At 64.3% G+C, this 26,430-nt stretch carries 33 protein-coding genes; 16 read left to right on the forward strand and 17 right to left on the reverse strand.

Features of this window, described 5'->3' with window-relative positions:
• Positions 1 to 80 precede the first annotated feature (80 nt).
• Positions 81 to 236: a rubrerythrin-like domain-containing protein gene (locus G9C82_RS08665; RefSeq protein ID WP_004960444.1), complete on the forward strand. Its 156-nt coding sequence runs from the start codon at positions 81 to 83 to the stop codon at positions 234 to 236.
• Positions 237 to 258: 22 nt separating this feature from the next.
• Here G9C82_RS08665 and G9C82_RS08670 read toward each other — a convergent pair whose 3' ends face one another.
• The 5 genes from G9C82_RS08670 to G9C82_RS08690 are packed head-to-tail and all read right to left on the reverse strand — an operon-like array spanning position 259 to position 3,185.
• The gene (locus G9C82_RS08670) at positions 259 to 798 is read right to left on the reverse strand and encodes a GTP-dependent dephospho-CoA kinase family protein (protein ID WP_121302114.1); all 540 of its coding nucleotides are present in this window, start codon (positions 796 to 798) and stop codon (positions 259 to 261) included.
• Between the two features lies 1 nt (position 799).
• Positions 800 to 997, reverse strand: a complete 198-nt coding sequence (spt4, locus tag G9C82_RS08675; RefSeq protein ID WP_004960449.1) for a transcription elongation factor subunit Spt4 — start codon at positions 995 to 997, stop codon at positions 800 to 802.
• On the reverse strand, positions 997 to 1,575 hold the full coding sequence (locus G9C82_RS08680) for a DNA-directed RNA polymerase (protein WP_004516007.1): 579 nt from the start codon (positions 1,573 to 1,575) through the stop codon (positions 997 to 999). Before G9C82_RS08680 ends, spt4 begins: the two co-directional genes overlap by 1 nt.
• A 3-nt stretch (positions 1,576 to 1,578) precedes the next feature.
• Positions 1,579 to 1,956, reverse strand: a complete 378-nt coding sequence (locus G9C82_RS08685; protein ID WP_004960452.1) for a hypothetical protein — start codon at positions 1,954 to 1,956, stop codon at positions 1,579 to 1,581.
• Positions 1,956 to 3,185: a translation initiation factor IF-2 subunit gamma gene (locus tag G9C82_RS08690; RefSeq protein WP_004960453.1), complete on the reverse strand. Its 1,230-nt coding sequence runs from the start codon at positions 3,183 to 3,185 to the stop codon at positions 1,956 to 1,958. The genes G9C82_RS08685 and G9C82_RS08690 overlap by 1 nt, the downstream gene beginning before the upstream one ends.
• Before the next feature lie 395 nt (positions 3,186 to 3,580).
• On the opposite strand from G9C82_RS08690, the gene G9C82_RS08695 reads away from it, so the two are divergent.
• From G9C82_RS08695 to G9C82_RS08710, 3 genes are all read left to right on the forward strand, one after another.
• A complete protein-coding gene (locus G9C82_RS08695; RefSeq protein WP_007187861.1) occupies positions 3,581 to 4,468 on the forward strand; it encodes a helix-turn-helix domain-containing protein in 888 nt (295 codons plus the stop codon).
• A gap of 138 nt (positions 4,469 to 4,606) precedes the next feature.
• Positions 4,607 to 4,783, forward strand: coding sequence for a hypothetical protein (locus tag G9C82_RS08700; protein ID WP_174789912.1), 177 nt, complete (start codon positions 4,607 to 4,609; stop codon positions 4,781 to 4,783).
• A 42-nt stretch (positions 4,784 to 4,825) separates the two neighbouring features.
• The gene (locus tag G9C82_RS08710) at positions 4,826 to 5,776 is read left to right on the forward strand and encodes a DUF5787 family protein (RefSeq protein WP_127013894.1); all 951 of its coding nucleotides are present in this window, start codon (positions 4,826 to 4,828) and stop codon (positions 5,774 to 5,776) included.
• A gap of 19 nt (positions 5,777 to 5,795) precedes the next feature.
• Here the strand turns inward: G9C82_RS08710 and G9C82_RS08715 are convergent, their stop codons facing one another.
• The 4 genes from G9C82_RS08715 to G9C82_RS08730 all read right to left on the reverse strand — a co-directional run bounded on the left by G9C82_RS08715 (position 5,796) and on the right by G9C82_RS08730 (position 8,781).
• Complete coding sequence (locus tag G9C82_RS08715; RefSeq protein ID WP_004960466.1) at positions 5,796 to 6,092, reverse strand: hypothetical protein; 297 nt, start codon at positions 6,090 to 6,092, stop codon at positions 5,796 to 5,798.
• A gap of 61 nt (positions 6,093 to 6,153) precedes the next feature.
• Complete coding sequence (locus G9C82_RS08720) at positions 6,154 to 7,029, reverse strand: MBL fold metallo-hydrolase (protein WP_127013895.1); 876 nt, start codon at positions 7,027 to 7,029, stop codon at positions 6,154 to 6,156.
• Between the two features lie 44 nt (positions 7,030 to 7,073).
• A complete protein-coding gene (locus G9C82_RS08725) occupies positions 7,074 to 7,349 on the reverse strand; it encodes a hypothetical protein (protein WP_004960471.1) in 276 nt (91 codons plus the stop codon).
• Positions 7,350 to 7,431: 82 nt separating this feature from the next.
• The gene (locus G9C82_RS08730; RefSeq protein ID WP_007187857.1) at positions 7,432 to 8,781 is read right to left on the reverse strand and encodes an ATP-binding protein; all 1,350 of its coding nucleotides are present in this window, start codon (positions 8,779 to 8,781) and stop codon (positions 7,432 to 7,434) included.
• Between the two features lie 91 nt (positions 8,782 to 8,872).
• Here G9C82_RS08730 and G9C82_RS08735 point away from each other — a divergent pair, with 91 nt between their 5' ends.
• The 3 genes from G9C82_RS08735 (at position 8,873) to G9C82_RS08745 (ending at position 12,272) form a co-directional block, all read left to right on the forward strand.
• Entirely contained in the window at positions 8,873 to 10,480 is a 1,608-nt protein-coding gene (locus G9C82_RS08735) for a DUF1508 domain-containing protein (protein ID WP_127013896.1), read from the forward strand.
• A gap of 88 nt (positions 10,481 to 10,568) precedes the next feature.
• Entirely contained in the window at positions 10,569 to 11,039 is a 471-nt protein-coding gene (locus tag G9C82_RS08740) for a pyridoxamine 5'-phosphate oxidase family protein (protein WP_127013897.1), read from the forward strand.
• 99 nt (positions 11,040 to 11,138) lie between these two features.
• Positions 11,139 to 12,272, forward strand: coding sequence for a thiolase family protein (locus G9C82_RS08745; RefSeq protein WP_007187854.1), 1,134 nt, complete (start codon positions 11,139 to 11,141; stop codon positions 12,270 to 12,272).
• A 139-nt stretch (positions 12,273 to 12,411) separates the two neighbouring features.
• Here G9C82_RS08745 and G9C82_RS08750 read toward each other — a convergent pair whose 3' ends face one another.
• A complete protein-coding gene (locus tag G9C82_RS08750; RefSeq protein ID WP_004960485.1) occupies positions 12,412 to 12,879 on the reverse strand; it encodes an NUDIX domain-containing protein in 468 nt (155 codons plus the stop codon).
• Between the two features lie 257 nt (positions 12,880 to 13,136).
• Here G9C82_RS08750 and G9C82_RS08755 point away from each other — a divergent pair, with 257 nt between their 5' ends.
• A complete protein-coding gene (locus G9C82_RS08755; RefSeq protein ID WP_004960487.1) occupies positions 13,137 to 13,283 on the forward strand; it encodes a hypothetical protein in 147 nt (48 codons plus the stop codon).
• A gap of 88 nt (positions 13,284 to 13,371) precedes the next feature.
• Positions 13,372 to 13,824, forward strand: a complete 453-nt coding sequence (locus G9C82_RS08760) for a PaaI family thioesterase (protein ID WP_004960489.1) — start codon at positions 13,372 to 13,374, stop codon at positions 13,822 to 13,824.
• Here the strand turns inward: G9C82_RS08760 and G9C82_RS08765 are convergent.
• Positions 13,821 to 15,725: a cation:proton antiporter gene (locus G9C82_RS08765; RefSeq protein ID WP_004960491.1), complete on the reverse strand. Its 1,905-nt coding sequence runs from the start codon at positions 15,723 to 15,725 to the stop codon at positions 13,821 to 13,823. The genes G9C82_RS08760 and G9C82_RS08765 overlap by 4 nt on opposite strands.
• A gap of 111 nt (positions 15,726 to 15,836) precedes the next feature.
• Entirely contained in the window at positions 15,837 to 16,745 is a 909-nt protein-coding gene (locus tag G9C82_RS08770; protein ID WP_127013898.1) for an MBL fold metallo-hydrolase, read from the reverse strand.
• Between the two features lie 107 nt (positions 16,746 to 16,852).
• Between G9C82_RS08770 and G9C82_RS08775 the strand changes: the two genes are divergently transcribed.
• The 3 genes from G9C82_RS08775 to G9C82_RS08785 all read left to right on the forward strand — a co-directional run bounded on the left by G9C82_RS08775 (position 16,853) and on the right by G9C82_RS08785 (position 19,581).
• Positions 16,853 to 17,296, forward strand: a complete 444-nt coding sequence (locus G9C82_RS08775) for a universal stress protein (RefSeq protein ID WP_127013899.1) — start codon at positions 16,853 to 16,855, stop codon at positions 17,294 to 17,296.
• A gap of 80 nt (positions 17,297 to 17,376) precedes the next feature.
• Complete coding sequence (serS, locus tag G9C82_RS08780) at positions 17,377 to 18,759, forward strand: serine--tRNA ligase (RefSeq protein ID WP_004960496.1); 1,383 nt, start codon at positions 17,377 to 17,379, stop codon at positions 18,757 to 18,759.
• Between the two features lie 111 nt (positions 18,760 to 18,870).
• Positions 18,871 to 19,581, forward strand: a complete 711-nt coding sequence (locus G9C82_RS08785) for a class I SAM-dependent methyltransferase (RefSeq protein WP_127013900.1) — start codon at positions 18,871 to 18,873, stop codon at positions 19,579 to 19,581.
• Between the two features lie 27 nt (positions 19,582 to 19,608).
• On the opposite strand, the gene G9C82_RS08790 is transcribed toward G9C82_RS08785, so the two are convergent.
• The gene (locus G9C82_RS08790; protein WP_127013901.1) at positions 19,609 to 19,989 is read right to left on the reverse strand and encodes a nuclear transport factor 2 family protein; all 381 of its coding nucleotides are present in this window, start codon (positions 19,987 to 19,989) and stop codon (positions 19,609 to 19,611) included.
• On the reverse strand, positions 19,986 to 21,668 hold the full coding sequence (locus G9C82_RS08795; protein WP_007187849.1) for a redoxin domain-containing protein: 1,683 nt from the start codon (positions 21,666 to 21,668) through the stop codon (positions 19,986 to 19,988). The genes G9C82_RS08790 and G9C82_RS08795 overlap by 4 nt, the downstream gene beginning before the upstream one ends.
• 87 nt (positions 21,669 to 21,755) lie before the next feature.
• On the opposite strand from G9C82_RS08795, the gene G9C82_RS08800 reads away from it, so the two are divergent.
• Positions 21,756 to 22,271: a DUF367 family protein gene (locus tag G9C82_RS08800; protein WP_049939057.1), complete on the forward strand. Its 516-nt coding sequence runs from the start codon at positions 21,756 to 21,758 to the stop codon at positions 22,269 to 22,271.
• A gap of 169 nt (positions 22,272 to 22,440) precedes the next feature.
• Here G9C82_RS08800 and G9C82_RS08805 read toward each other — a convergent pair whose 3' ends face one another.
• Positions 22,441 to 23,514, reverse strand: a complete 1,074-nt coding sequence (locus tag G9C82_RS08805) for a hypothetical protein (protein ID WP_004960521.1) — start codon at positions 23,512 to 23,514, stop codon at positions 22,441 to 22,443.
• A gap of 137 nt (positions 23,515 to 23,651) precedes the next feature.
• Here G9C82_RS08805 and G9C82_RS08810 point away from each other — a divergent pair, with 137 nt between their 5' ends.
• Positions 23,652 to 23,801, forward strand: coding sequence for a 50S ribosomal protein L40e (locus G9C82_RS08810; protein WP_004960523.1), 150 nt, complete (start codon positions 23,652 to 23,654; stop codon positions 23,799 to 23,801).
• A 50-nt stretch (positions 23,802 to 23,851) separates the two neighbouring features.
• Here the strand turns inward: G9C82_RS08810 and G9C82_RS08815 are convergent, their stop codons facing one another.
• Together G9C82_RS08815 and G9C82_RS08820 are read right to left on the reverse strand one after the other, a co-directional pair.
• Positions 23,852 to 24,757 carry a hypothetical protein gene (locus G9C82_RS08815; protein ID WP_127013902.1) on the reverse strand — a complete coding sequence of 302 codons (906 nt, stop codon included), beginning with the start codon at positions 24,755 to 24,757 and terminating at the stop codon, positions 23,852 to 23,854.
• A gap of 50 nt (positions 24,758 to 24,807) precedes the next feature.
• Positions 24,808 to 25,419 (reverse strand): MBL fold metallo-hydrolase, encoded by a 612-nt coding sequence (locus tag G9C82_RS08820; RefSeq protein ID WP_127013903.1) that lies wholly within the window; start codon positions 25,417 to 25,419, stop codon positions 24,808 to 24,810.
• A 159-nt stretch (positions 25,420 to 25,578) separates the two neighbouring features.
• Here G9C82_RS08820 and G9C82_RS08825 point away from each other — a divergent pair, with 159 nt between their 5' ends.
• Positions 25,579 to 25,764, forward strand: a complete 186-nt coding sequence (locus G9C82_RS08825) for a DUF5786 family protein (protein ID WP_004515979.1) — start codon at positions 25,579 to 25,581, stop codon at positions 25,762 to 25,764.
• The gene (locus G9C82_RS08830; protein ID WP_049939055.1) at positions 25,761 to 26,312 is read left to right on the forward strand and encodes a DUF99 family protein; all 552 of its coding nucleotides are present in this window, start codon (positions 25,761 to 25,763) and stop codon (positions 26,310 to 26,312) included. Before G9C82_RS08825 ends, G9C82_RS08830 begins: the two co-directional genes overlap by 4 nt.
• The last annotated feature ends 118 nt before the right edge of the window (positions 26,313 to 26,430 follow it).

Consider the following 26,430-nt stretch of genomic DNA (forward strand, 5'->3'; position numbering starts at 1 on the left):
CACTTTCTCTGGACAGGTGTTGTCTTTTGTTCGGGTATGAGCAAAGTTTATGCCGTGACAAATGCTAATGAGTCACAAGTATGCCAACGTGGTCAGACCCCGCCCCATGCGACGACGACGAACAGCTGTTTGAATGCCCGGACTGCGGGAAGCGTCTCTGTAGCGAGCGCTCGACGGTCTCCTGTGGCCGCTGTGAGACAGAAATGCAGAACCTCAGCGTCCCTCGGCCGGAATAAAATCAGTCCGCGTTTTTGCTAGTTAGTTCGACACGAGTGCAATCGCTCGCTCGGCGTCGCCGTCCATCCGCTCCAGCAGCGACCGGACCCGGTCCCGGGCTGTGTCGTCGCAGTCGGCCAGCACCATTCCCTCGTCCGGTTGGCCGTACACGACACTGGCACCAGCAGGCGCGGCAAGCACTGCAGGGAGCGTAGCGAGGTCCTCCTCGCCGTCGACATCCAGAAGTGTCGTCTCGTCGCTGTCGAGACCGTCTCTGAGTGCAGCAAGCAGGTCTGCGGTGAGTGTCGCAGCCGGGTTGTCGACTGAGAGCGTCCGGTCGAAGCCGTCGATTGCCGCTGCCACGTCCGCGTCGACGGCCGAGCGCTTGGTCCGTTCGTCGACTAGCGCGAGGTCGGGCGTCCGCCCGGCCTCGATGAGGTGGTACGTGACCATGTCGCCGACGGCGATGATGGGGTCACCGGCGTCGGCCAGCAGCGCCGCTGTATCAGTATAAATCCGTCCGAGCGGCTCTTTCAGCTCGTGCCGCAAGTCACTCGGGAGTTCGAGAACGACGTCGGACACGTTAGCGGACTTTCAGCGCGTACTTGCCCGGCTCGGTCACTTCCATCTCCTCAGCGATGTCTGACCGCTCCGGGTGCGCGATGACGACGTAGCCGGCCCAGTCCTCGGTCAGTGCGGTGCCGCCGCAGGCCTCACACTGGCTTTCGATCTCCGCGCTCTGGACGCGGTGACAGTCGCGACAGACGAGTCGGTCCGCCATCAGCTATCACCGGCTTCCGCCGTGCCTTCACGGCGCTCGCGCTCCTCCTGGAGCCAGCCGTGCTTGCCCAGGCCGACCTGTTTCGCCGTCAGGCCGATCTTGGAGTCGCGCGGGTTGCGCTCGTCGATACTCTTGGTGACGATACGCGCCCGGACGGCGTCACCGACGGTGAGCGTCCGGTTGGACTCGCGGGAGGCGAGTTGCTGGTTCTCCTCGTCGTAGGCCAGATACTCGTCGGAGATCTGGGAGACGTGGAGCAGACCGTCGACCGGCCCGATGCCGATGAAGGCCCCGAAGTTGACGACCTCGACGACCTCGCCGTCGACCACTTCCTGCATCTGTGGGTCGAACGTGAGGGCGTCGAACTCGGCCTCGTAGTAGACGCCGGGCTTGTTCGGCAGCACGGCACCGGTGCCGATGTCGTGGACCTCGATGACGGAGACGACGCTGCCGACGTCTTCGTCCATTCGTCCTTCGAGCTTCTCTTGCAGGAGCCGTTTGACCAGCCCCGGACTGACCTCCGCCAGAAAGCGTGGCGGGACTTCGACCGTATCGCGTAGGCGTACCCGTTTATACATGTGTTATGGTTGAGTGATACCCAGTTTGTTCCGGCCCCTTAAACTAATTACTGGAACGCCCGCGTCCAGCAGGCGTCGTTTGAGGGGCTTGTCGTTCGTGACCGCGTGTGTCGCATCGTCTGTCTGTGCCAGTTCGAGGACGGCGTCGTCCGCGTAGTCCGCCGTCGTCTCCCGAATCGCACACCGGTCGAGCAGGTCCTGCCCGACAGAGGCGGCCGTCGCTTCCGCGCCGGCCCCATCGGCCAGTTTCGCCAGTTCGTCGCGGACGGCAGCGGGCGCGACGTAGTCTGTCGCGTCCGGCAGCACCCTATCGAGTTCCTCGAACAGGCGTACGTTACATTCGACCGGCATCATCAGCGCGTTCGTGTCCAGCACGATCATCACCGCAGCGTGCCGACACCGATGAGCCGCCACCGAGCGCCGACACGGCGGTTGATCGCGATCTTCGAGCCCGACGCCGCACAGACCGGGCGCTTGAGCGCGACTTCACATTCGTCGTCGCGCGCGCTCGTGACCGACCCGACCGTGGTTGCGGTGCCGATAGTCAGCATGAGCGGTTCGCCGGTCGAGATTTCGTCGACCTCACCGCCATCGTCACCGACGATGCGTTCCAGCAGGTCCACGTCCATCGTGAACGTCTCGTGGACCGGCGGGAGGCTCCCGGGCGGCCCGGCGACCTGTCCGGCGAGCGCGTCGCCTTTGGTGATTGCGGGGTCGAGCCCGGTCCCGACGCCGAGCAGGCCACCCGGCGTGACCGTGTCCACGAAGTCGCCGCCGGACTGGAGCGAGCGGACCGTCGTCGTCACGGGCTGCCACTCCGTCTTGCCGCCTTCCTCGACCTCGCGGCCGGGACGGAGTTCGATCTCGTCGTCGGCGTCCAGTTGGCCGCCAACGAGCGACCCGCCAAGCACGCCGCCCATCAAGTCGTCCCAGGTCGTACCGGGACGGTTGATGTCGAACGAGCGTGCGACCATCATGCGGGCGTCCTCGTCCGGGTCCCGTTCCGGCGTCGGAATCTCAGACTGGACAGCCTCGATAAGCAGGTCGATGTTGGCCTCCTGACCCGCGCTGATGGGGACAACCGGTGCGCCTTCGGCGACGGTGCCCTCGACGAACTCCTGAATCTGCTCGTAGTTCTGCATCGCCCGCTCCTCGTCGACGAGGTCGACCTTGTTCTGGGCGATGACGATGTTGTCGATGCCGATGATATCGAGCGCGCTCAGGTGCTCCTCAGTCTGGGCCTGCGGGACGGGCTCGGTCGCCGAGATGACGAGGACGGCCCCGTCCATGATGGCCGCGCCGGACAGCATGGTTGCCATCAGCGTCTCGTGCCCGGGCGCGTCCACGAACGACACCGTCCGGAGGTGGTCGGTGTCGACGTCGTGGTCGTCGCAGTGCTCGTCGACAGTAAAGGCCTCCGGCTCCTCGGCCTCCGGGCAGCGACGGAACGTCGCGTCGGCGTAGCCGAGTCGAATAGAGATACCGCGCTTCATCTCCTCGGAGTGCTGGTCGGTCCATTCGCCGGACAATGCCTGTACGAGCGTCGTCTTTCCGTGGTCGACGTGCCCGACGAGTCCGATGTTCACCTCCGGTTGTTTGTTCGATGTCATTTCGAGAGTAATCTTGGTGGAGTTTCGCCGCGTGCAACTGATAAACCTACTGTTTGCGCCCCGCCGACCCCGGTTCAATCGCCGATTTGGTCCCTGCTGACCGCGGCAACGTCACCGGATTGCTCGGTATTGGCCCCGATATAGCGACGCGACCCCGTCACTGAGCGAGCAGCGGACTGTGCGAGTCGGGTGCTACGCCGGCTATCGCCATTGCGATACTGTCGGGGGCAGCAATCAGCCCATGCTGTCGCCCGTGACGAACCGGTCGAACCCTGCTCAGTGAGCGGGACTGAAACGCTGGAGCGATCATGTATCGTGGACATCTTCTGTCACCGATATTACGTAACTGTGTTTCTGTGAACGCTTTTGTTTATCCAGAAACAGGTCAACGTACGATGCGAGTCGATGAGTCCCCCGAAACGGATGCCGACATTGACCCGGCGACGGCGTTCTCGGTCATCGCAAGCGAGACGCGTCTGGACATTCTGGAGGCGCTGTGGCGCGCAGATGACCGACCAGTTCGCTTCTCGGAGCTGTTCGACGCCGTCGAGCTAGCCGACAGCGGGCAGTTCAACTATCACCTGCAGGAGCTCACCGGCCAGTTCGTCAGCCAGGGAGCCGACGGGTACGACCTCCGGTACGCCGGGGCGCAGGTCATCCGCGCGGTGCGGGCAGGAACGTTCACACGGACACCCGACATCGACCCGTTCCCGGTGACCGGGGCCTGTACGCGGTGTGGCGGCGGTCTGCTGGCCGAGTACGCCGACGAGCAGTTCGCCATCGACTGCGAGGACTGCGGGAAGGCCCACGGCGAGTACCCGTTCCCGCCGGGCGGTCTAGTCGACCGGACACCGGCGGAAGTCGCGACGGCCTTCGCCGAGCGGGTGCGACACCTCCACTGTCTGGCCGCCGACGGCGTCTGCCCGGACTGCGCCGGTCGGATGGGGACGGAGATATCCCGCGATGGCGACTGCTGTCTCGACGTGTCGGTCCGCGCCGAGTTCGTCTGCGAGCGGTGTCGCCACGAACTCTGTTCGCCTGTCGGGCTGACGCTACTCGATAACTCCCGCGTTGCAGCGTTCTACGACGACCACGGCGTCGACCTGTCGAGTCGGCCTTACTGGACGCTGCCCTGGTGTGTCGACGACCAGTACACCAGTGTCGAAGCCACCGACCCGTGGCGGCTCGCGGTCCAGATTCCGCTGGCCGAAGCGGAACTGACCGCCTATCTGGACGGCGACCTCCAGCCGGTCGAGTTCGAGCGACAGGACTGCGGGCACTGAGCCGACCTGTTGGTCCTGTGGGGGTACGCTGTTTTTCCGCTGACTGAAATCGTTTTCAGGAGATCCCCGATGCGCGCCTCCCGCAGAAATATCATTCAGATTATACTTATCGGCGTTCGGGACCATTGTTTCACTGTAATGTACCAGCCTGCGCCCTACGCCGACCCCGAGCTGTACAGGCCGACGTATCCATCCCTGACCGGCCGTTCCCTGCTGGGAGTGCTAACTGTCTACCTCGGCTTGCTGACGCTACTCTCACAGAGTCCGGTCCTCGCGCTGGCGGCGCTGATCTGTTTCTTCGTCGCCAGCCGGTAACCGAGCGCGGGGCTTTTGCCCGTCCCAGCCCTGCCTCCGGTCGTGCGGGAGTTCGACTTCGAACTGGCGCTGTGTGCCCATCTTGAGCGCGAGGGCCGTCTGGTGAGCCGGCAGCTCGGCGGCGCTGTCCACGGCCGGCGCGTCCTCGACACCGTCGTCGTTGAGCCGGGTCCTGAACTCGACGAGCGGGCGGCCATCACTCCCGAACGGCTGCCGACGGCGGCCATTGAAAGCGACGTTGGCCCAGGTCGGGCGCGGTACTGGAAGGACGCCTTCGACTGTCACCCCAACCGCGCCGAGCGGGCCGTCAAACTGGCCGCCGAGCGAGGGTTTTTCGAGCGGGAGCGTCGGGGTGGCCGGACATACGTCCGACAGACGACGCGATATCCCGACTGGTTCGGCGAAATCGTCGCCATCGAGAACAAGCCCGACCTGAGTCGCCCCGGCGATCTGGAATCACAGTTGCGGACCGACGTGTCGCTCGCGCTCGCCGACCGCGTCGTACTGGCGACGGCGTCCTACGTTACCGGGGCGCACCTCAACCGGATTCCCGAGGAAGTCGGCGTCTGGCGGTTCGACGCCGACAGCGGAACGATAGACGTCCGTCGAGAGGCGACACCACTGTCGACAGACGACGCCGGCGTCGAACTCCTTGCGGAGCGGCCGGTCCAGACGGACGTGCGGATGGTCGGCGCTTCGGAGAAGGCCCGCGCGCGTCGGCAACTGGCCGAGCGAGCGTACGGCAAGGGATGGCGGAGTTTCGACTACCCCGCATGTGAGCGCTGTTCACCCGACAGTGACGGAATTCCGTACTGCCAGTGGAAGGGCCGCGCTGTCCGCGAAAGCGACGACTGCGGCCCGGACTGCGGTGGGTACGAGGCAGCCGACCCGCCGGCCGTCGACGGCGACTCACTCCGGGCCGAGCGGACGCCGTGGCGGGCAGACCCCGACGGGCGCAGGCGTCGCCAGTCGGGACTGGACCGGTTCGGATAGCCACGAGAAGTTGTCACCGCTACCGGGTGTCGTCCGTCGAGGGGGTGTCATCGGGAGGGGAACCGCCGTCGCCAGCGGTCGGGCGGCCGTGCTGTTCGTAGTTGTCTTCGGTCACCGCCGGTGCTTCGGTAGCGACTTTGGCCGCGTGTTTCGTTCTGGCCTGATAGTTCGCCGCGGCCGCGATACCGACACAGGTGACCAGTCCCACCACCAGCACCCAGTCGATACTGCCCACGATACCCTGCTGGACGGCGATTGCGAGGACGCCGCCAGCCAGCGACAGCCCACCGACCTCCGCGATGCCGCGCCTGTCCATACAACGGCATTAGCTGCCATGGCCTATAATCTACGGTCCGTTTCACCCAGCCGAATCCGGGTCAGAGCGTAAACTGCTCGCCGTCGAGTCCGATGTCGTCGGCGAAGGCCCTGTCCGCGGGGACGTAGTGTGCGGTGTGGACGATACGGTAGTCGTCGGCCTCGATGTCGGCAGCGAAGTCCCGCGCGCCGGGCAGGGTCATGTGTTTCGTGCCAAAGGTCCGCGGCACGCCGTTTTCGTCGTGGTGCGTGCCGCCTTTCGGGTGGTATTCGCAGGCCTCCGGGTGAACGATGCCCTCGACGAGCGCGAGGTCGGCCCCGGTCAGCACGGATTTCGAGCGGTCGGGCACGTCATAACAGGTGTCCCCGGAAATCGACAGCACTGCACCGGTCTGTGGTTCCTCGATGCGCAGGCCGTAACACAAAAGCGGCGGGTGCGTGACCGGGACGAGCGTCACCTCGAAGCCGGCGACGGTGAACGGCTCGAGCGGCGTCTGTGCGTGGACCGATACCGTGTCAAGGTAGTCATAGCGGCTCCGGACGGCCTCAGCGACGCTCTCGTCAGTCACCGGGTCCGTCTCGTCGGCGGCGTGGACCGGCAGTTCGTCGAACAAACGGTAGGCATTGCCGAGGCCATCGAGGTGGTCAAAGTGAATGTGGGTAATGATAGCCGCGTCCGGCAGCGGGACCGACTCGCGGAGGAACTGGTGACGGAAGTCCGGACTCAGGTCGACCAGCAACGACTCGCCGGTTGCATCGTTCTCTACGGCGACGGAGAAGCGCGACCGTTCGACCCCGCCGGTAGGGTCGATGCCGCGCTCGCGAACACTGGCCCGGAGTTCCTCGTCAGGGTCGCGCGCCCGTTCGCACGTGTCACAGTCGCACTGGACAGTCGGCGTCCCCGTCGTGTCGCCGGTCCCAAGCAGCGTGACCTCCATTACCGGTCCTTCAGAGTGCGACCCGCCTAAGCCCCTCGCTTTCGTTACTGGCTATCGAACAGGTTCGCTGGGTCGATGCCCTGTCGCTCCATCGTCGCCACCAGCAGGGACTGGGCGCGTTCGTCGGCGAGGTCGTCGAACAGACACTCGAAGAATCCCTCAAGTAACTCCGGGCGGATGCGCAGGTCGACGTACTCGACTTGCTTCTCGGCGATAACCACGTCTACGTCCCACTCGCCTTCCTGCGGGTCAGTCATGCGAACGTCAACCCACGACTCGGCGGGGTCGTCTGTCTCGGTGAATACGCTGTCGTCAGCCATGGCTACCGAATGGTTCCTGCATTGATAAGTAAATCGCTCATACCGATAGCCAGAACGGGTACCTGAGCGAGTAAGCAATCGCTCAGTGGTCGTGATCGTGGTCGTGATCGCTGCCGCCGTCGCCGGAGAAGCCGCCGCTCCCGGCGACCAGCGCGTCGGCATCGCCGTCCATCATGTCCATGTTCTTGAGGTTGTCCCGCTCCTCGAAGTCGATGATGGCGTCTTCGAGGTCCTGTTGTGTGAGCGTCGTCCGCTCCTCGGTCAGAGCATTGAGCACGGCCTCACGGAGCACAAGCCGGAGGTCGCTGCCGGTCAGCCCCTCGGTGAGGTCGGCCAGTGTCTCCGGGTCGAAGTCGTCGATCTCCATCTGCTGGGTGACGATACGGAGGATGTCCGCGCGCATGCCGCTATCCGGCTTGGGGAAGTTGACGATTTCGTCGAAGCGCCGCCAGGCGGCGGCGTCGAGCTGGTCAGGGTGGTTCGTTGCGCCGATGAGCAACACCTCATCCTGAATAAGTGAAATCTCGTCGATGCTCTTGAGGAGGGTGTTGACGGCGCGCTTGATCGCGGCGTGTTCGTCGGAAGAGCGGGTCTTGGCGACGAAGTCGAACTCATCCATGAAGAGGATACACGGCGAGAGCCGCTTTGCGACCTCGAACACCTTCTCGACGTTCTTGGCCGTCTCGCCGAGGTACTGGCTGGTGATCATCGAGAGCTTCACTTCGACAAAGGGGAGGTCAAGGTCATGCGCCAGCGCGCGGGCGACGCTGGTCTTGCCGGTCCCCGGCGGGCCGACAAAGAGGAGTTTCCCGATCTCGCGCAGGCCGATCCGGGCAAGGTAGTCGCGGTGTTCGATGGCCTTGACGATCTTCTGGATCTCGTCTTCCTGGTCAGTGGTCAACACCAGGTCGGCAAGCGTCATTTCCACCTCTTCGGGGGCGCGCACATCGACCAGGTCGAGCATCTCCTCGTCGTCCTCGTCGTCGGTGTCGAACGCCTCCTCGAGTTTAGCGTCGATGAACGCGCGGTCGGCGCGCGACGGTCGGTTCTGTTGGCGGGCCCGCTCGTAGTCAGCGCCCTCGACCTGGTCCTCGAAGGCTTTCGCCAGGACCGGGTTGTCTTCGAGGTCCGAGGCGTCGACCCGTTCGAGGAACCACTCCTCGGCGAGGTCGCGGTCCGTCATGGAAATACTCCCCGAGAAATCGTCGCGGTCGGTGAACATCAGGCCGGAGATGGCCGCCCAGGGCCGCTCGACACCGGTGGCCTCGCTCGCGGTTGAGTTGGTGACCGACAGCGGCCGTTCGATCTCGCCGTCGCTCCAGAAGACGGACCGGTACGAGGCCGGCAGGTCGTCCGGCTCAAGGTCCCGCCGCTCGCTGTAAATAGTGGCCGTCAGCAGAAACTCAACGACATCCAGTTCCGGATTGCTCATTCCCACTGATGTTACCACGCAACCGGTATAAGTCACTCGAAGCCCCGATGGCCGACACCAAGGTAATATACCACCTCTGTGTGTTTCAAACATGGCAGCTGATAACACATTACTCGCAGTGTATCGGAGCCGCATCGGCGAGCCGACGACCGACGACGAGGCCTACGGGTACTGGCTGTTTGTCATCGGTATCGTACTCGGAATCGTCGGCCTGCTTCTGTTTTATTTGACAGCGTCGCGGAGCACGCCCCGACAGTTCGGCTATCTCCTCGGTGCGATTGGTCTCATCTCGCTGTTTGCGGGACCGACAATCAGACTGCCGCTGACACGACGTGGGCTGATACTCACATACCTCGGGGCTGTGGTCGGACTGGTCGCGATGGTGTGGTTCACCACGTTCTACCCCTCGAACTGGACCGGCCCGGAGGGGAACCCGGCAGTGACGCTGTATATCGTCGGCCTCGGACTGATGGCAGTCGGGGCGGTCGTCTCCCCGCTGCTGACCGGGCGGAAGGAAGCGTACGACGAGGCCGTGCGGACGGCGCAGGAAGCAACCGAAGTGGCCGAGCAAGCCACACAGGAGGCCGACCGGGCGTCCCGGGAAGCGACACAGCAGTCCCAGACCGCCGACCGAGCGACCCGCGAGCGCAACAGGCTGGCCGGGCAGTTAGCGACCAGCGAGGCCGCCCGCGAGGAACTGGCGACCGTGACCGAGGCTAGCGAGGCAGAACTCGCCGGGGCCCACGCCACCATCGCGGCTGCGATGGACAGCAAAGCGACGTTCGAACTGTACGAGGACAACGCCGGGAAGTACCGCTGGCGGCTCCGCCACCGAAACTCGAACGTCATCGCCGACAGCGCGCAGGGGTACTCCTCGCGCCAGAAGGCGATGCAGGGGCTCCGCAGTGTGCAGTCCAACGCCGCCGGCGGGGCCGTCGTCTTCTTCGAGGACGCCACGGAGGACGACACCGCCGAGGACGTGCCGGTCGTGCCGGCCCCCGAAAGCAATGCCGCGTTCGAACTGTTCGAGGATTCGGCCGGGGAGTTCCGCTGGCGCTTGCGCCACGACAACGGCAACATCCTCGCTGACAGCGGCGAGGGGTATGCCTCGAAGTCCAACGTTCGACGGGCGCTGCAGAGCGTCCGCGCACACGTCCCCGGCGCGGCTTACCTCAGGGTCGACTCCGTCGCCTACGAGGTGTACGCCGACGCCGCCGGAGAGTTCCGCTGGCGCTTGCTCCACCGCAACGGTAACATCCTCGCCGACAGCGGCGAAGGATACAGCTCCCGGTCGAACGCCCGGCGGGCGGCCCGTCGAGTCAGCGAACTCGCACCCGACTCCGCGGTCGATGACCGTTTCGAGGTGTATGAGGACGCTGCCGAGGAGTGGCGCTGGCGGCTGCGGGCCGACAACGGCGAACTCATCGCCGACAGCGGCGAGGGGTACGCGAACCGGTCGAAGGCGATGGACGCCGTCGAGCGGGTCCAGTCCTACGCCGCCGACGCCGACTTGCTGGCTATCGGGAGCGCGGCGTTCGAAGTGTACGAGGACAAAGGCGAGGAGTGGCGCTGGCGGCTCCGACACCGCAACGGCGAAATCATCGCTGACTCCGGCGAGGGGTACGCCGAACGCAACAAAGCCGTGGCCGCCATCGAGCGGATCAAGCGCCACGCTCCGGGTGCAACACAGGAGGAGTAGCGGTGACCGGGAATGTCCTGACGGGGAGTTCTCTGTATCGAGGAATAGCCGAATTAATTAAGCAGGTTTCGATCGAAGTTACACCTATATGACAATAGACACACTCGAGGCGGCCGGACTCACGCACATGGACGACAGCGACATTGCGGCGTTTCTGTCGAACCAGCGGGTCGGTGTGCTGGGGCTGCCGACCGAGAGCGGACCGTACATGATTCCACTGTCGTTCGGGTACGATGGTGACAGCTCGCTGTATTTCACCTTCATCGGTGGGTCGGCGAGTCGCAAGCAACGGTTGACCGAGGCGGCAGCGGACGCGACCGTGCTCGTGTACAAAGTCGAATCCATGTTCCATTGGGAGAGTGTCCTGCTACAGGGCGATATCGAAGCTGTGCCCGAATCCGAGTGGGCCGATCTTGCAGAGGTGCTTGACGGAGCGTGGCGGCCGGAGGTGTTTGAGGACGCAATCAAAGACGACGATGTCACCATCTACCGGTTCCACATCGACGAGCGGGAAGGGCTCAGACACGCCGGCCTCCCGCCGGGGTTCGAGCAGGAGTGAAACGGCTGCTCGACCGCGGTCAGGCCGTCGGCCGACAACGGTTCCCCCACTGTGTCGAGTTTGTCAGGATTTAACACAGGCCGAGACGTTCCGTTGTCCATGCCCACACCTGTCATCGTGGATGCAGTCAGAACGCCACAGGGAAAGGAGGACGGCGCACTCGCCGGCGTCCGGAGCGAAGACCTCTCTGTGCCGCTTATCAACCAGTTGCTCGCGTCGACCGGCGTCGAGGCCGAGGACGTCGACGACCTGCTGTGGGGCTGTGCCCAGCAGCGCGGGGAACAGGGCAACAACATGGCTCGCGTCATCGCGCTGTTGTCGGACCTCGGCGAGAGCGTCCCCGCATCGACGATCAACCGCTGGTGTGCGTCTTCCGCCGAAGCGCTGATGCGGGCCGCCGACGCCATCGCGGCCGGCCAGCGCGACGTGCTCATCGCCGGCGGTGTGGAGTCGATGTCCCGCGTGCAGATGGACGAAAACACCCACAACGTCCATCCGCGGCTGGCCGAGCAGTACAACATCGGCGAGCTCCAGATGGGGATGACCGCCGAAAAGGTCGCCAGCGAGATGGAGGTCGCTCGGCAGGAGCAAGACGAGTACGCGCTCCGGAGCCACCAGCGCGCCGCCGACGCGACGGAGTCCGGTCGCTTCGACGACGAAATCGTCCCGATCGAGACCGAGGACGGACAGCTCGACGCAGACGAGGGTATCCGCCCCGACACCACGCTCGAAAAGCTGTCCCAGCTACCGACGGTGTTCAAGTCGGACGGGACGGTCACGCCCGGCAACGCCTCGCAGGTTTCTGACGGTGCGGCGGGGCTGATGGTCACCTCCCGTGAGTTCGCGGAAGACCGCGGACTCGACGTGCTGGCGGAGATCGGCTCCCACGAAGTCGCCGGCGTCGACCCGACTGTGATGGGTATCGGCCCGGTCCCCGCGGTTCGCAAACTCACCGAACGAACAGACCGCGAGACGGACGATTACGACCTCGTGGAACTCAACGAGGCCTTCGCCTCCCAGTGTCTGTACTGCCAGCGCGAACTCGGCTTCGACGACGACATCTACAACGTCAACGGCGGCGCAATCGCCATCGGCCACCCGCTCGGGGCCTCTGGCGCGCGCCTTCCAGTGACGCTCGTCCACGAAATGAACCGCCGCGACGCGGAGCTGGGTCTGGCGACAGAGTGTGTCGGCTTCGGTCAGGGCGCGGCTATCGAGTTCCGACTGCCCTGAGCAGCCGCTGTCAGCGCGGTTTCAGTATTCTGCCCCAGCACGACGTTTGCGAATCCGTCGGTTTCGAGTCTGTTCTTATGAATCCGTCATTTGCGACCGCTGTGGCGCTTGCACGAGCGATATTTGAGAGAAGAAGTCGTTAATCGGCAGCCACATCGCCGGCTGTCGTCGCCTCAGCGGGACTCGTCAGGGAGTGGAGATAGTCGTCAAGATCAAGTGCGAAGGTGGCATCGGTCTGGAGGTCGACCCACGAGAACTCGAACTCTGCGCCGCGTTCCTCGCCCGTCCCGGTGACGGTGTGGACCCAGTGGTCCCGGGACTCGTGAACGGGGAGGTGGTAGAACGACCGCACGTACCGCTTCGGGGGCGACTCGCGGCGCGTCCAGACGTCGGTGGCGATGTGTTGCAGGCGCTCGAATGAAGCGAGACCGCTCTCCTCAACAGCCTCTCGCTGTACGGCGACCCGCGGTTTTTCCCCTGGTTCAACGGTTCCCTTCGGTATCTGTAGCCCGTCGTGCCCCGGCCCGTCGAACACCAGCAGTTCCGACCCGTTTCTGGTGATGTAGGCACAGGCTTTCTTGACGTACGTCGCCCGCTGTGGTTGCATGGCATCCGGTAGCTACGGCAAACATATAGTAGTACCCACATATCTGCCTAAAATCATATTAGGTCATCAGGGGGGCAAAGAGGGGTGCTGATAGGGAGCGGGGGCCGGTAGCAAGGCCGCTACAGTCTACCGGCATCCTCATTCTCGGTGTACGCGCTGCGATAGTGGCAGTTCGGGATTGTAGATGACTAGTCACTATAAATTAATTTTAGGTTTTATTGTAAGGGTTAAAGTAGTGTCAATAACACATACTTTGTATGGACGGTCACATCACACCGGAGGAGTGGGAGCGAATCGAAGCGTTCGCACAGAAACCGAGCTACTTGCGTCGTCCGGAGCATCTGCTCCCCGAAGAAGCCACGGGGGGCGACGAGAGCGTGGACGGAACAGTGGCAGGCGACTAACCGGGACGTGTCCTAAGAAACCGACCACGCCTGACCCGTTGTTGTGCGTTCTCGGAGGCTTATCAGACTCGATTCCGTTGGGATAGCCATGAGTCTCAAATCGATGTTCAACGACATCCCGTTTGTCAAGCAGTTAGGGATGGAAATAACGGCCGTCGACGATGGCTATGCGGCGGGCGAGCTCCCGCTAGAGGACGGCCACTCCTCGAACCCCGAATCGATAATCGCACATGGCGGCGTCACGTACTCGCTCGTCGACACCGTCGGCGGGGCGGCCGTCATCTCACAGTCCGGCACCGTCTCGCCAACGGTCGACATGCGGATCGATTACCTCGCGCCAGCGACCGCCGATTTACGGACTGAGGCGGAGGTGATCCGAAACGGCGGGAGCGTCTCAGTCGTCGATGCAGAAGTGTACGACACCGATGGCCATCACATCGCGAGCGCTCGCGGGACGTACAAAACTGACGGCGACCGCGGTGAGTCGCCGTGGACAGCAGGTGTCGACGAATCAGACGGTGCCCATCTTACCGACGACTAGTCGCCGCTGACCATCTTCATCCCGTCGCGCACGGACTCTCGACGGCCCAGCAGGGTCACCATGTCGCCTTCCTCAAGTATATAGTCTGCTGTGGGTACTTCGGCGTTTTCGTGGAGTTCCCCGCTGACGAGCGCGACCAGACAGGCGTCGGGCAGCATCGGCCCGACATCGCGGATCGGCTTCCCGATGAGTTCCTGGTTCTTGACCTCGACCTCCTGCACATCGCCGCTCCGACCGACATCGGTCATCCAGTGGGCGATAGCGGGGCGCTCGATCTGGTTGTCGATGGCCCAGGCCGTCGCCATCGCCGAGGAGATGGTGCGAACGCCGAGGTCCTCGAAGGCCTCAACATTGTCCGGATTGTTCGCGCGGGCGATGACCCGCTCGACGCCGAACTTCGAACTCGCTAGCTGTGACACCAGCAGGTTCGCGTCGTCGTCACCGGTCGCCGCGACGACGGTTTTGGCGTTTTCAGCCCCGGCCGACCGCAACGTGTCGGTGTCGGTGCCGTCGCCGATCTCGACGGCGTAGCCGTCGTTACGGGCTCGTTCGACGATCTCTTCCTCCTGCTCGATGATGACGACGTTTTCGCCCCGGTCTTCGAGGCGTGCGGCGAGCGCTCGGCCCACCTGTCCGCCGCCGACAATGATGACTCGCATTGGTATCACATCCAGTTTTTCCGCGATGTATCGCGCCAGTCCACCCTCAAACAGGGCGGTCGCAAAGATAACGAGAAAGACAGTGCCAAGCAGGATATCGGCCTGCGTCCCCAGCAGTTCAGCCTGTGCCCCAGTGACCTCCTCGGCCGCGGCGTTCAGTTCGACGGCAAACAGCGTGGCAACAGACGCCGGAATAATACCACGCGGCCCGACAAAGCTGACGAACAGCTTCTCGTTGGTGGTGAATCTGTCACCGACGGTCGAGACGAACACCAGCAACGGCCGGATGAACAAGGCGACGGCGAGGACGACGATGATGCCCGCTAGCCCGACATCAATGAGCGAGGCGGGTTCCAGTTGCGCCGCCAGTGCGATAAACACGAACGACAGCACCAGCAGCGTGATATCGCCTTTGAACTCCTCGATGTCTTCCTCGTACGGGTGGTCGACGTTCCCGAGCGCCATCCCCGCCGTGGCGGCGGCGGCAACACCGGCCTCGGTCGCTATCGTGTTCGCGCCTGCGTAGGCGATGAGCGCCCCGGCGAGCACGAGCAGTCGGGAGTTCCGCGGTGCGTCACCGGGCGAGAGGTCGACGTACTGGAGGAGGTAGTACAACACACCGGCGACGATGAGGCCGACGAGCAGGCCCGTTCCCAACCGGAGTGCGAACGCCCGCAACAGTCCCTCGCTCGACGCCACCGGATTGACCGTCTCGAAGATGACGACGGCGATGATAGCCGCGGTCACGTCGTTGACAATCCCCTCCGTCTCCAGCGCGGCGGCAACGCGGTCTCGAACCGGAACGACATCGAGGATTGGCGTGATGACGGTCGGCCCGGTCGCGACCAGCAGCGCACCGATCAGGAACGCGAGGTTCCAGGAGACGGCCGCGGAGCTGAACGCGAACTTAACGGCGATAGCGGTGCCCACGAGTGCGATAGCCGCACCGACGGTAACGAGTCTGAACGTCGCGGCCGGAGCCTCGCGTAGCCGGTCGAATCGGAGGTGATAGGCCCCCTCGAAAACGATGATTGCGACCGCTAAGCCGACGATTGCCGACAGCGCTCCACCGAAGGTGCCGTCACCGATGATGTTCAGTCCGGGCTGGCCGATGATGACACCGACCAGCAGGTAGAAGATGATACTAGGCACCCGCAGTCGTGCTGCGAGGACCTGTGCAAGAACACCGAGCCCGATGATACCGGCGACAAGCGGAATCAGTAGCCCCGAACTACCAGCCACAGTTGGCCTCCATCTGTCCAGCCTAACGCATCGCCCTCGTATAAACGCATTCACTCACCGGCACACGGGGGCTCCATTGGGACCGCAGTGTCAGGCCTCTGTGACGTTTGGCTATTCGTCCCGGTTATCGAGCGCCACGAGGACGCCGCGGACGTTCAGGCGCATCTCGGCGCGGCCCTTTCGCTCGCCCCAGGTATCGGTGTCGGCCCGCTCGACGAAGTAATCGATGACCGCCTCGTCGTCGTCCAGTTCCTCGCGTTTTCGCTCGACCTCGGCGACCCATTCAGGTAGTATCTCGGTGTATGTTTCCAGCTTATCGCCGGTTTCGACGGCACCGAAGTGGCCGAACATGAGGATGTCCGGGCCGAGGTCCTGTATCATCGCCACGTCGTCGAGCGCCTGGTCGAGCGTGAAGTTGACCGGCGGGGTCGTGACGTGCATCTCGTCGGTCGACGGGTTGTAGATGCCGGCGGCGTCGGCGGTGAACACACCGTCGATGGCAGGGTCGTAGAAGACGACCTGATGTGGCGCATGGCCCGGCGCGTGCAGAGTTTCGAGGGAGTGGTCACCTAGGTCGATCACGTCGCCGTCAGTTAGCGTCTCGATACGGTCTTCGGCGACCGGGATCGGCTTGCCGTAGAACTCGATCTGGTCACCGACGGCGTGTTTGGTCCCCTCCCAGAGCCGCTCGGGGTCGACGAGGTGGCGCTTGCCTGACTCGTGGACGTACACCGTCGCATTCGGGCAGTCCTCGGCGAGGTAGCCGGCTCCGCCGGCGTGGTCCAGATGAACGTGGGTCGCCGCGATGACTTCCAGATCCTCGGGCGCAATCCCGACCGACTCCATCGCCGAGAGGATGGTTTCGTGTCGCGCGCCGGTGCCGGTGTCGACCAGCGCCGGTCGCTCGGCGTCGATTATGTAGACGGGCCCGTACTCGGCGACGCCGTACATCCCGACGTCGACGTAGTGGACATCTATGCAGTCCCCGACCGTCACCTCGTGAACGTCACCGATTCCCATACACTCTCTCGTGACCGGCGGGGGCAAAACCGTTATGCTGTGGCTGTCGTGACAGTCAGGCAAAAGGAAGGGCAAAGCCATTTACCCGGAATCAGAAACACCACTGTATGTACGACGCCGTACTCGTTCCGACCGACGGTTCCGAGGGGTCCGCCACCGCGGCCGAACACGCCATCGACCTCGCACAGCGCCACGATGCGAGGCTGTACGCGCTGCACGTCCTCGAAACCGAGCAGGTAGTCGACCAGATTCCCGAGTTCGAGGACAGCAGCATCTTCGACCGCCTCGCCGACGCCGGGCAGCAGGCCGTCGATGACCTGCAGGCACAGGCCGAAGACGCCGGCATCGACACGGTGACAACGGCGGTCAAGCAGGGCGTTCCCCACGAGGAAGTCGTGGAATACGTTGAGCGCAACGACATCGACGTCGTCGTGATGGCGACGGAGGGGCGAACCGGGCCATCTCGGGAACTCATCGGCAGCGTCACCGAGTCGGTCGTTCGGGCCTCGCCGGTGCCGGTGCTGGCCGTCAAGGTCGGCGGCGAGGCATAGGGCGACGGAGGGGTCGCGGGCAGGGCCAGCCCCACCGCGGGACCGACACGACTAATTTCTGCCGTCGAGAACCGTCGGCCATGTTATCGAGACAGTTCGTCCGGGAGCACCCCGAGACGGTCCGTGACGCTATCGAGCGGAAGGGCGTCACGGGCGTCGACCTCGACGAAATCCTCGACATAGACGAGGAGTGGCGGGAACTGAAAGCCGAAGGCGACGGGCTCCGACAGGAGCGCAACGAGGTGTCGAGCAAGATCGGCGAGCTCAAGCAGGACGGCAAGGACGAAGAGGCCCAGGAGGCCATCGACCGCTCGCAGGAACTCAAAGACGAACTGCAGGATATCGAGGAGCGCGCCGACGAACTGGAGTCCCAGTTGGAAGAGGCGCTGCTAGAACTGCCGAACATTCCCCACGAGTCGGTCCCGACCGGCGATGGCGAGGCCGATAACGTCGAGCGCTACCGCGAAGGGTTCGACGACCTCCGGAACCTGCCCGACGAAGTGGTGCCCCACTACGACCTCGGCGAGGATCTGGACCTGCTTGACTTCGAGCGCGGTGCGAAAGTGTCCGGCGGCGGCTACCAGTTCGTCAAGGGCGAGGGGGCGCGCTTAGAGCACGCTCTCATCCAGTTCATGCTCGATGTCCACCGCGAGCAGGAGTACGTCGACGTGCTCCCGCCGATTCCCGTCAACTCCGATTCGATGGAAGGGACCGGCCAGCTCCCCAAATTTGACGAGGACGCCTACCGCGTCGGAGCCAGACAGGACGACGACTACGACAGCGATGACCTGTGGCTGCTCCCGACGGCGGAAGTGCCGGTCACCAACATGTACCGCGGCGAAATTTTACTTGATGACGACCTGCCGGTCAAACATCAGGCGTTCTCGCCGAACTTCCGCCGCGAGGCCGGCGAGCACGGGACCGAGACGCGGGGGTACGTCCGCGTCCACCAGTTCCACAAGGTGGAACTCGTCAACTTCGTCCGGCCCGAGAACAGCTACGACCGGCTTGAGAGCCTGCTTGACGAGGCCGCCGAAGTGCTCGACCGGCTCGAACTGCCCTACCGCGTGCTCGACATGTGTACCGGCGACATGGGCTTTACACAGGCGAAAAAGTACGACATCGAGGTGTGGGCACCCGGCGACGACATGGAGGACGGTCCCGACCGCGGCGGCCGCTGGCTCGAAGTCTCCTCGGTGTCGAACTTCGAGGACTTCCAGGCGCGCCGCGCCGGCCTGCGCTACCGCCCCGAACGCCACGAATCCGCCGACTACCTCCATACGCTGAACGGCTCCGGACTCGCCGTCCCGCGTGTCCTCGTCGCCATCATGGAGTACTACCAGAACGACGACGGAACCATCACCGTGCCCGAGCCGCTCCGCCCGTACATGGGCGGCCAGGAAGTCATCGAGGGCTCCGAGAAAATCGGCGAGAGCGCCGTCGGAGCCGGCGAGAAAGAGTAGGCCACCGCGGTCCGTTGCGCACGGCCGGTGTCCCGCTTTCCCGTATGCGGCGTGTTACACGGAACCATATTTCAATACAGTATTACATTCGTTCGCCGGCACCGTCGATATATGGCTGACGACGCCTTCGGCCGGATGGTGCTGGACTTTCACCGCGACGACCTCGCCGAGCCACCCCGCTATCGCCGCGACGACGACGATCTGACTGAAGCACATCTTTCGGGCTACTTCGAGCCGCCATCGGCGTGGCATCCCATCGAACAGAACCTGTTCTCGGCGGTGACGGGCCGTGTCCTCGACGCCGGCTGTGGCGTCGGCCGACACACGCTTCCACTACAGGAGCGCGGCCACAGCGTGCTGGCCATCGACCGGAGTCCGGGAGCCGTCGCGGTCGCCCGCGAGCGCGGCGTCACGCGTCCCGTGGTCGGCGACCTCCGACGGCCGCCGGGCAACGGATTCGAGACGGTCGTTGCCCTTGGCAAACAACTCGGCCTCGGCAGTTCGCTGGCCGACCTCCGGACGACGCTCACCGAACTGGCGGCGGTGACACAGCCCGGTGGCCGACTCGTCGCCGACATGGACACGCTCGACCGGGCAGAGCCGGAGACTGACGCGGCCCACCGCACCCAGCCCGGTGTCGCTTACCGGACCTTCCGCGTCGAGTACGACGGGCTGGCCGGCCCGTGGACCGACCTGTTGCTGGTCACTCCGTCGGAGTTCCGCGACGCGGTCAGCGAAACGCCGTGGACCATGGACACGCTCGTCGGGACCGAGACCGACGGGTCGATGTACGGCGTTCAGCTGTCGCTGCCCGGACAGTAAAATAGCAACGCCGCAAGCGGGCAAGCCTTAGCGCGTGTACGTCTCTATTCGCTCGATGTCGTCCCTGGCGAACGTGAACATATCGACGAACCCGACGATGCACTCGCCCTCAGCATCGAGCAAGCGGCCACGGGCGATGACTGCCGCCGTCGTCGCGTCGTCGCTGTCGGCCGGCTCAACCGCGCTGTCTTTCTGGCGACAGTAAAGGCCGTCGAGCGGATGCGTGGTGTCTGTCTGGGGTCGTTCCTCACGCATGAACTGTACGAACCGGTCCCGGCCTTCGATGGTCCGGTCGGGGCGGTCGTGGACGAACGACGGGGCGAGCAGCGAGGCCAACTGGTCGTAGTCGTCGCCGTCGATGGCGTCGTAGTAGGCCCGCGTCCGCTGACGGAGAGCAGGTCGCGTCACGGGCCTGGTTCGGGTTCGTCACCCGTGTCTCTATCGCTCTCCGCGTCGGATGTCTCGTCAGCCGCGTCCGGGACCGAATCGGCAGCTTGCTCGGGGTCGGCTGATTCTCCCGTGTCGCCGCCGTCACCGTCGGCCATCGGGTCGGCCAGATCCAGTTCGACTGCGTCGTCAGTCTCCGTCTCGGAGTCAGTGGCGGCGTCCGATGACGCGTCGGGGGTCGACTGCTCGCCGTCCGACGCGTCCTGTGTCGAGGTGTCGTCGTCCGCGCTGCCGACCGTGTCGGGAGGCTCTTCAACCATCGCGGTCGGGGCCTCGTCCAGCGGGTCCGTCGGCTCGTTTTCAGCTTCGCTGGCGGCCAGTTCGGCCTGAATCTCCTCGATATCAGCGTCGTCGACATCCGAAAGCTCACCCTCGCCGTCAGGCGTCGGTGCCGACTCCGGTGAGGCATCGTCAACCGACGAGGCATCGGGTTCCGCCGCTGTCGACTGGTCCGCGTGAGCGGTCGCGTCGTTGGTTGCGGTCGGCGGATTCGTTGACTGGGTAGCTGTCCCCGTCGTCGTCCCCTCGGCCGATTCTGCCGTCGGATCATCGGCTGTGTCTCGTATGTCGTCGGCCGCATCGGCGGCTTCAGATGACGGCGTCGACTCCAGCGACTCGGTAGCCGACGACGCCGTCTCCGTCAGCTCGTTGTCTGTCCGTTCGACTTCTGCGTCGATGTCTACGTCGAGCGAGGTATCCACAGCGGTCTCGTCCTGTGTGAGGAACGTCGGCCGGTCGTTGTCCGTCTCTTTTTTCAGTGTCTCCAGATCTGGCGGCCACGGACCGTCGGGGTCGGGTGGTTCCTTGTAGCCGCGGGCAGCTTCAAGCGGCCGCTCTGCGTCGTCCCGGAGTTGCTGGCCCTCGGCACCGTCCCCGCTAGAGTAGGCGCGAGCGGCCTGTGTGAGCCAGTCGCTGGCCTGCCACAGCGAGTTCGCCTTCGTCTTTGTGTCCTCGTAGATCGGTTTCAGGGACTCGTCGTCGACGAACCGGACAGCGGTGTCGAAGTGGTCTTCGGCGTCGGCGAACTCCTCGCGTGCCTGCTGGAAGTCGCCCTGTGCGACCATCCACTCCGACTCCCGGAAGGCCCCCATCGCCGACGTGAACGCGCGCCGTCCCTCAGTGTAGTGGGCGTGGCCGACGCGGTAGCGGGCGAACGCGGTGTCGTCGCCACCGGTGTCGGCGATAGCGTCCTTGATTTCCCCGACACGAGGGAGTTGCTGGAGGTTGTCGGTACTCCAGGCGTACTGCACGTCGCCGTCGTGGTCGATGACGACGACAGCGCGCTCGATCAGTTGCTGGCCGATATCGTCGATAAAGTCGAGTCCGTACTCACGGGCGACATCGTGGTCAGTGTCGGACAGGAGCGGGACTTTCAGGCCGTAGCGGTCGGCGAAGGCCCGGTGGCTATACACCGAATCCGGGCTGATGCCCAGGATCGTCACGTCCTTCTGCATCGTAAAGAGGTCGAGTTCGTCCAGATCACAGGACGTGTCGTCACAGGCCGGATTGAAATCCGCCGGATAGAACGCAAGGATGACCACGTCCTCGCCAAGATAGTCGGATAGTTCGACTCGCTGGCAGTCGCCATCGACGAGCGCCGGCAGTTCGAACAGTGGTGCCGCCGTCCCCTCTGAAAGCACACGTTGTACAACCAATTCCGGCTATAACAGTGTTTGCACAGTGTCACTGAACGAGTCGCTTTTATTCGCCAGCGTAGTAGCGCTGGTGTGGAACTGCACGTCCGGTACGAGGGTGACGACGACCCCGATAAATGTAGCGCACGGAAACTGGCCCGGATGGACGAGGCCGAACTCCACCGCGCGACGCGGTCGACGCCGCCCGGCATCGTGCTCAACCCCTTCGCCGAGCAGGCGCTGTCTCCGGCGGACCGACCGACCGCCGGCGACGGCGCTCGCCACAGCCGTCTGGTTGCACTCGACTGTTCCTGGGAGACCGCCGAACGGGAGGCGTTCGACCTCGAAGGGGTGCACCGCTCGCTCCCCTTCCTCGTCGCCGGCAACCCGGTCAACTACGGCACGGCCTTTCAGCTCAATACCGTCGAAGCCTTCGCGGGTGCGCTCGCCATTCTCGGGGAGCACGACCACGCCGAGCGGATTCTCTCGACGTTCTCCTGGGGCCACACGTTTCTGGAACTGAACGAGGAACCACTGGAACGGTACGCGAACTGCGAGGATTCGAGCGACGTCATCGACGTACAGGACGACTATCTCGCCGAGGAGTAGTCATCGGGGCGTTGCTGGCTTTTCGAGGAGCGGCGCATCACAGTGTGGACAGGCCCGCCGCGCATGTGCCTCCAGTACGTCGTCGATGCGTTCTCCGCAGGCTTGACATCGCATGACAATAGTTAGCTCTCCAACAATAATGTAGCTTCGGCTTCATATTTAAGGCCGCTTACGAGAAGCTGGTGCCGATACCGGCTGGCGCGTCGGGAGGGGTGAGCGGACTCGTCGGCAGGTCCGCGTCGGGGTCGGGGTCGTTATACCCGCCGGGCGCAACGTCGTTTGGCCCATCAGGATAGCACAGCGACGCTAGCGCCTGGATATGGTCGCGGCCGACACCGAGTTCGAACTGCCCGCCGCCGTACAGGTCGATACCGTGTGCCTCGCAGTAGTTGATAGTCGCAAGCACGGACTCGACGGTCCCGCAACGGGATGGTTTCATATTGAGCCACGCCGGTTCGAAGGGCAGCGACTCGATACTTTCAACGCCGGTGATAGGTACGTCCCAGGTGACACGGGCCTCCTGACCGTCGAAGATGGGTCGGGTCGTCTCGGTCAGGTCGGGGTCTTCAACCAGCGCGTCCGGGAGGCCGTCGACGACACGGCGGTAGAACTCCGGGTCGGCCGCGACATCGACATCTGTCCCCTCGTACAGCCCTTTCAGGTCCAGCACGCGAACGTCGTAGTCCGCCAGCTGGTCGACAAGGGCGTCACTCCAAGACGGCGTCGGGTCGAGTTTGAACGACAGGTCGCCGTAGCGCTCACACAGCATCGCCAATCTGTCAGCCGTCGGCGGCGTGTCGTCGTCGGCGTTCGAGAGCCGCGTCGAGACGACGAAGTTCACTGGGTCGTACTGTCGGCCGAGTGCTGCCCCGAGGTCCGTGTCATCCTGCTGCAGCGCCAGGTCAAGCGCCGCGCTCTCGAACCCCCAGCGGCGGTAGTGACGGAACCGCTTCTCGTCGGGGGGCTCGGGCCACAAATCGGTCGCTTCCAGCGTCGCCGAAAACGAATCAACGGTGTACTCGCCGGCCAGCGGGGAGTCCTCGCCCGGCAACGCATCGCTGTCCTGTAGCACGTCGTGGGCTTCGGCTGTGTACGTCACGTCCTCGCCGCTGCCGGTCTCACCCGCACCGGAAAGGTGGATGACCGTCGTCACTCGGTCGAATCCGCTGGAGGTCGCCCGTTCTCGACGCTCGAATGAACAGCTCTCGATGGTGACCGGTAGGTCTGCGACCTGATCGTACATACTCCGGCTTCGTCGCTCGGGCATCTAAAGCCGGCGACGACTGGGAGGTGTCTCCCTGTCTTTCACCGTCGTTCCACGCTGAATCGGTCCCGGACCGAAACTCAAAGCTTAAACGCGCGCACCGGGAATGACCGCGCATGGCTAGCTTCGAGACAGCGTCCGACCGACTCCTCAACAAGCAGATCTGCATGCGGTGTAACGCTCGGAACCCACAGCGCGCCCAGCAGTGCCGGAAATGTGGCTACGGCAACCTGCGTCCGAAGGCGAAAGAAACCCGCAGCGCCTGATTTTCGGGTCAGTTGCCACCGACATCCGGTGGCAGTTCGTCACCACTCGGCTACTGCCCAGTGGGTTCTTCATCCGCTGACTGCCGGTCGAGCGTCGCCATGCGAACCGACGCGTGTGAGACGAGAAGCTCCAGCAGCTTCTGGTCTTCTTCACCGACAGTCGTCTCGTCCGTCGTAACCGAGATGACGACTGTCGTCTCGTCTTCATCGTCCAGAACCACTGCCGACACGCAATCGGTGACTGACTCGGGGATGTCGACGGGGAACGGCCGGTCGTGAACGATGACCGCTCCCTGTTCCTGTGCCCGGACGGCCTGCGCGAACTCGGCGACGACGTCGACCGGAACGGTCCGAACCGTGTTCGCGAGCGCCACCGCATCGCCGTCCCTGAGCTGGATGACGGCTGTCTCCTCCATGTCGGTCATCGTGCCGAAGGCCTCAACAACGAAGGCAGCGACGCCGTCGACGCTGGGGGCGCTGGCGATGGCGCGCCCGTAGTTGTTCACGTCGGCCGCCTTCCCGGCGAAAGCCTCGACGCGGTCGCGCTCGGCCGCCAGTTCGCGGAGCCGACTGCGGCTCCGGGCGTCGTACAGGCCGACCAGAACGCCCGCCAGCGCGCCGACAGTAACGAGGTCAACCGTCAGGTACGACGCTCGGGCGAGTGAGCCAGAGGTCACGCGCTGACTGAACAACAGGAGCGCCGCCACGGCGGCGAACGTCACAGTTCCGCCGGCGGCCCACGCGGCCACTCGGGACGTGGCCCCCTCAAATGCCGTGTCGCGGGCGAGCCAGACGCCCGCGTACGTCACCGCGAGGCCCATCGCCACAAAGGGGAGCGCATCGACCGCGACCGCCACCGGAATCCGGGTCTGCTGGACCGCGTGAAATACCTGCATCGCGGCCAGTACGACGCCGGAGACTGCCAGAGCCGCCCCCGTCAGAAGTCGCTGGTTCATAGCGTCGAATATCGGCCCTATCACTAGAGCGTTGTGCCGGTTTCGAGTGGTCAGTCGTCGGGATACTTCGGCTCGCGGCGCTCGGCCCGTTCGAGGGCTCGCTCGACAACCTCGCGGACATCGCCGTGGAAGACGCCGCCGTGACCCGAGTACATGTGTTCGACGCCTGCCGGCATTCGGTCGAGAATACGCTCGATGCTCTCGATGAGGCGCTCGCGGGACTGGCCGGGGCGGTCCGTGCGGCCGAAGGAGCCGTCGTCGAACGCGCCGTCGTCGTGGACGACCACGTCGCCGGAGAACAGGGCTGACTCGGAGACGAGCGAGACGTGGTCATCGGCGTGGCCCGGCGTGTACACGACCTCACACTCTTCATCGCCAACGGTGAGCGTGTCGCCGTCAGCGAGTGCGTGGTCCCGGCGGGGATGGGAGCCGTAGGCGTACAGCGGCGCGTCGAAGGCGTCGAGGACGGTATCAAGTCGCTGGACGTGGTCGCCGTGCTGGTGGGTTAACACGACGGCATCGAGCGCGTCGACGTGCTCCCGAATGACGTCGACGACGCCGCGCATCGCACCAGCGTCGACGAGTGTCGTCTGCTCGCCGGTCGCGAGATAGGCGTTGCAGGTGAACGTCTCGGCTTCGGCGGTGACGTTGTGAACGTCCATACACGAAGCCTGTGGCGCGGCCCGCTTGAGTGTACTGTCCCGGCCGCCGGTCGCCACAGCAGTTCCGAGAGTGAGACCGAAGAACATCGTATTAACGCGCTAACACGCTGGAGTCGGCGAGTGATTTTTTACTGTGAACGTCATAGTTGTACACGTACCATGGGGTTCGGGAGCTACGACGAATCGGAACAAGACAATCAGGAGTACGACACAGACTTCGAGGACGAGGACGGCCTCGATGCTGAAGAAAACGCCCACGAGGGCGACATCGAGTACGAGTTCACCGCGTCGAACGACGAACTACTCGACAGACTGGAAGACATCAAAGACAACCAGAACACGTGAAAGCAGGGGCACGGGCCCTCGGCGTCGCGGAGTCGTACCGGGCGGAAACCAGTCAGTTTGCTGGCGCTGTCGTCCGCGCCAGTAGAGTGGCCGACGGCTTTGTTTTCAGTACTGCCACGGTCGGCGGGAGCGACGCGACCGAGACAGTGTGTGCGATGGTCGACCGACTGGACCGCGAGGACATCCGCTACCTGCTGGTGGCGGGTCTCGCGCCGGCGTGGTTCAACGTCCTCGACCTCCGCCGGATTCACGACCACACCGACCTGCCAGTCGTCTCAGTCACCTTCGAATCCTCGCCGGGGCTCGAGGGGGCCATTCGTGAGGCGTTCGACGATCCCAATGTCGTACAGGACCGGCTGGCGACCTACCGTGCCCAGCCGGAGCGCCGACCGGTGTCGGTGAACGACGAGACGGTGTACGTTCGGAGCGTCGGTATCGACGACAGCGCCGCCGCAGATGTCGTCCGGGCGTTCACGCCGGAAGGCGGCCGTCCGGAACCGCTCCGGGTGGCCCGACTGGCAGCGCGGGGACTGGCCGAGATGGAGTGAGTCGGACAGCGGTAGCGGCCGACCGGCGACGCTGTGACACTGGTCGTCAAGACAGTGGAACAGGCCAGAGTTATTGCTGTCAGGAGCCACAGCGAAAAGTTGTCTATTGCTAAGTCAT

The sequence above is a fragment of the Haloarcula sp. R1-2 genome, from assembly GCF_011627385.1.
GTDB lineage: Archaea > Halobacteriota > Halobacteria > Halobacteriales > Haloarculaceae > Haloarcula > Haloarcula marismortui.

Coding starts and splice junctions, on each gene's coding strand:
- G9C82_RS08665 (WP_004960444.1), top strand. CDS start 81: ATGCCAACGTGGTCAGACCCCGCCCCATGCGACGACGACGAACAGCTG.
- spt4 (WP_004960449.1), bottom strand. CDS start 997: ATGGCGGACCGACTCGTCTGTCGCGACTGTCACCGCGTCCAGAGCGCG.
- G9C82_RS08680 (WP_004516007.1), bottom strand. CDS start 1,575: ATGTATAAACGGGTACGCCTACGCGATACGGTCGAAGTCCCGCCACGC.
- G9C82_RS08685 (WP_004960452.1), bottom strand. CDS start 1,956: ATGATCGTGCTGGACACGAACGCGCTGATGATGCCGGTCGAATGTAAC.
- G9C82_RS08690 (WP_004960453.1), bottom strand. CDS start 3,185: ATGACATCGAACAAACAACCGGAGGTGAACATCGGACTCGTCGGGCAC.
- G9C82_RS08695 (WP_007187861.1), top strand. CDS start 3,581: ATGCGAGTCGATGAGTCCCCCGAAACGGATGCCGACATTGACCCGGCG.
- G9C82_RS08700 (WP_174789912.1), top strand. CDS start 4,607: ATGTACCAGCCTGCGCCCTACGCCGACCCCGAGCTGTACAGGCCGACG.
- G9C82_RS08715 (WP_004960466.1), bottom strand. CDS start 6,092: ATGGACAGGCGCGGCATCGCGGAGGTCGGTGGGCTGTCGCTGGCTGGC.
- G9C82_RS08720 (WP_127013895.1), bottom strand. CDS start 7,029: ATGGAGGTCACGCTGCTTGGGACCGGCGACACGACGGGGACGCCGACT.
- G9C82_RS08725 (WP_004960471.1), bottom strand. CDS start 7,349: ATGGCTGACGACAGCGTATTCACCGAGACAGACGACCCCGCCGAGTCG.
- G9C82_RS08730 (WP_007187857.1), bottom strand. CDS start 8,781: ATGAGCAATCCGGAACTGGATGTCGTTGAGTTTCTGCTGACGGCCACT.
- G9C82_RS08735 (WP_127013896.1), top strand. CDS start 8,873: ATGGCAGCTGATAACACATTACTCGCAGTGTATCGGAGCCGCATCGGC.
- G9C82_RS08740 (WP_127013897.1), top strand. CDS start 10,569: ATGACAATAGACACACTCGAGGCGGCCGGACTCACGCACATGGACGAC.
- G9C82_RS08745 (WP_007187854.1), top strand. CDS start 11,139: ATGCCCACACCTGTCATCGTGGATGCAGTCAGAACGCCACAGGGAAAG.
- G9C82_RS08750 (WP_004960485.1), bottom strand. CDS start 12,879: ATGCAACCACAGCGGGCGACGTACGTCAAGAAAGCCTGTGCCTACATC.
- G9C82_RS08755 (WP_004960487.1), top strand. CDS start 13,137: ATGGACGGTCACATCACACCGGAGGAGTGGGAGCGAATCGAAGCGTTC.
- G9C82_RS08760 (WP_004960489.1), top strand. CDS start 13,372: ATGAGTCTCAAATCGATGTTCAACGACATCCCGTTTGTCAAGCAGTTA.
- G9C82_RS08770 (WP_127013898.1), bottom strand. CDS start 16,745: ATGGGAATCGGTGACGTTCACGAGGTGACGGTCGGGGACTGCATAGAT.
- G9C82_RS08775 (WP_127013899.1), top strand. CDS start 16,853: ATGTACGACGCCGTACTCGTTCCGACCGACGGTTCCGAGGGGTCCGCC.
- serS (WP_004960496.1), top strand. CDS start 17,377: ATGTTATCGAGACAGTTCGTCCGGGAGCACCCCGAGACGGTCCGTGAC.
- G9C82_RS08785 (WP_127013900.1), top strand. CDS start 18,871: ATGGCTGACGACGCCTTCGGCCGGATGGTGCTGGACTTTCACCGCGAC.
- G9C82_RS08805 (WP_004960521.1), bottom strand. CDS start 23,514: ATGTACGATCAGGTCGCAGACCTACCGGTCACCATCGAGAGCTGTTCA.
- G9C82_RS08810 (WP_004960523.1), top strand. CDS start 23,652: ATGGCTAGCTTCGAGACAGCGTCCGACCGACTCCTCAACAAGCAGATC.
- G9C82_RS08815 (WP_127013902.1), bottom strand. CDS start 24,757: ATGAACCAGCGACTTCTGACGGGGGCGGCTCTGGCAGTCTCCGGCGTC.
- G9C82_RS08820 (WP_127013903.1), bottom strand. CDS start 25,419: ATGGACGTTCACAACGTCACCGCCGAAGCCGAGACGTTCACCTGCAAC.
- G9C82_RS08825 (WP_004515979.1), top strand. CDS start 25,579: ATGGGGTTCGGGAGCTACGACGAATCGGAACAAGACAATCAGGAGTAC.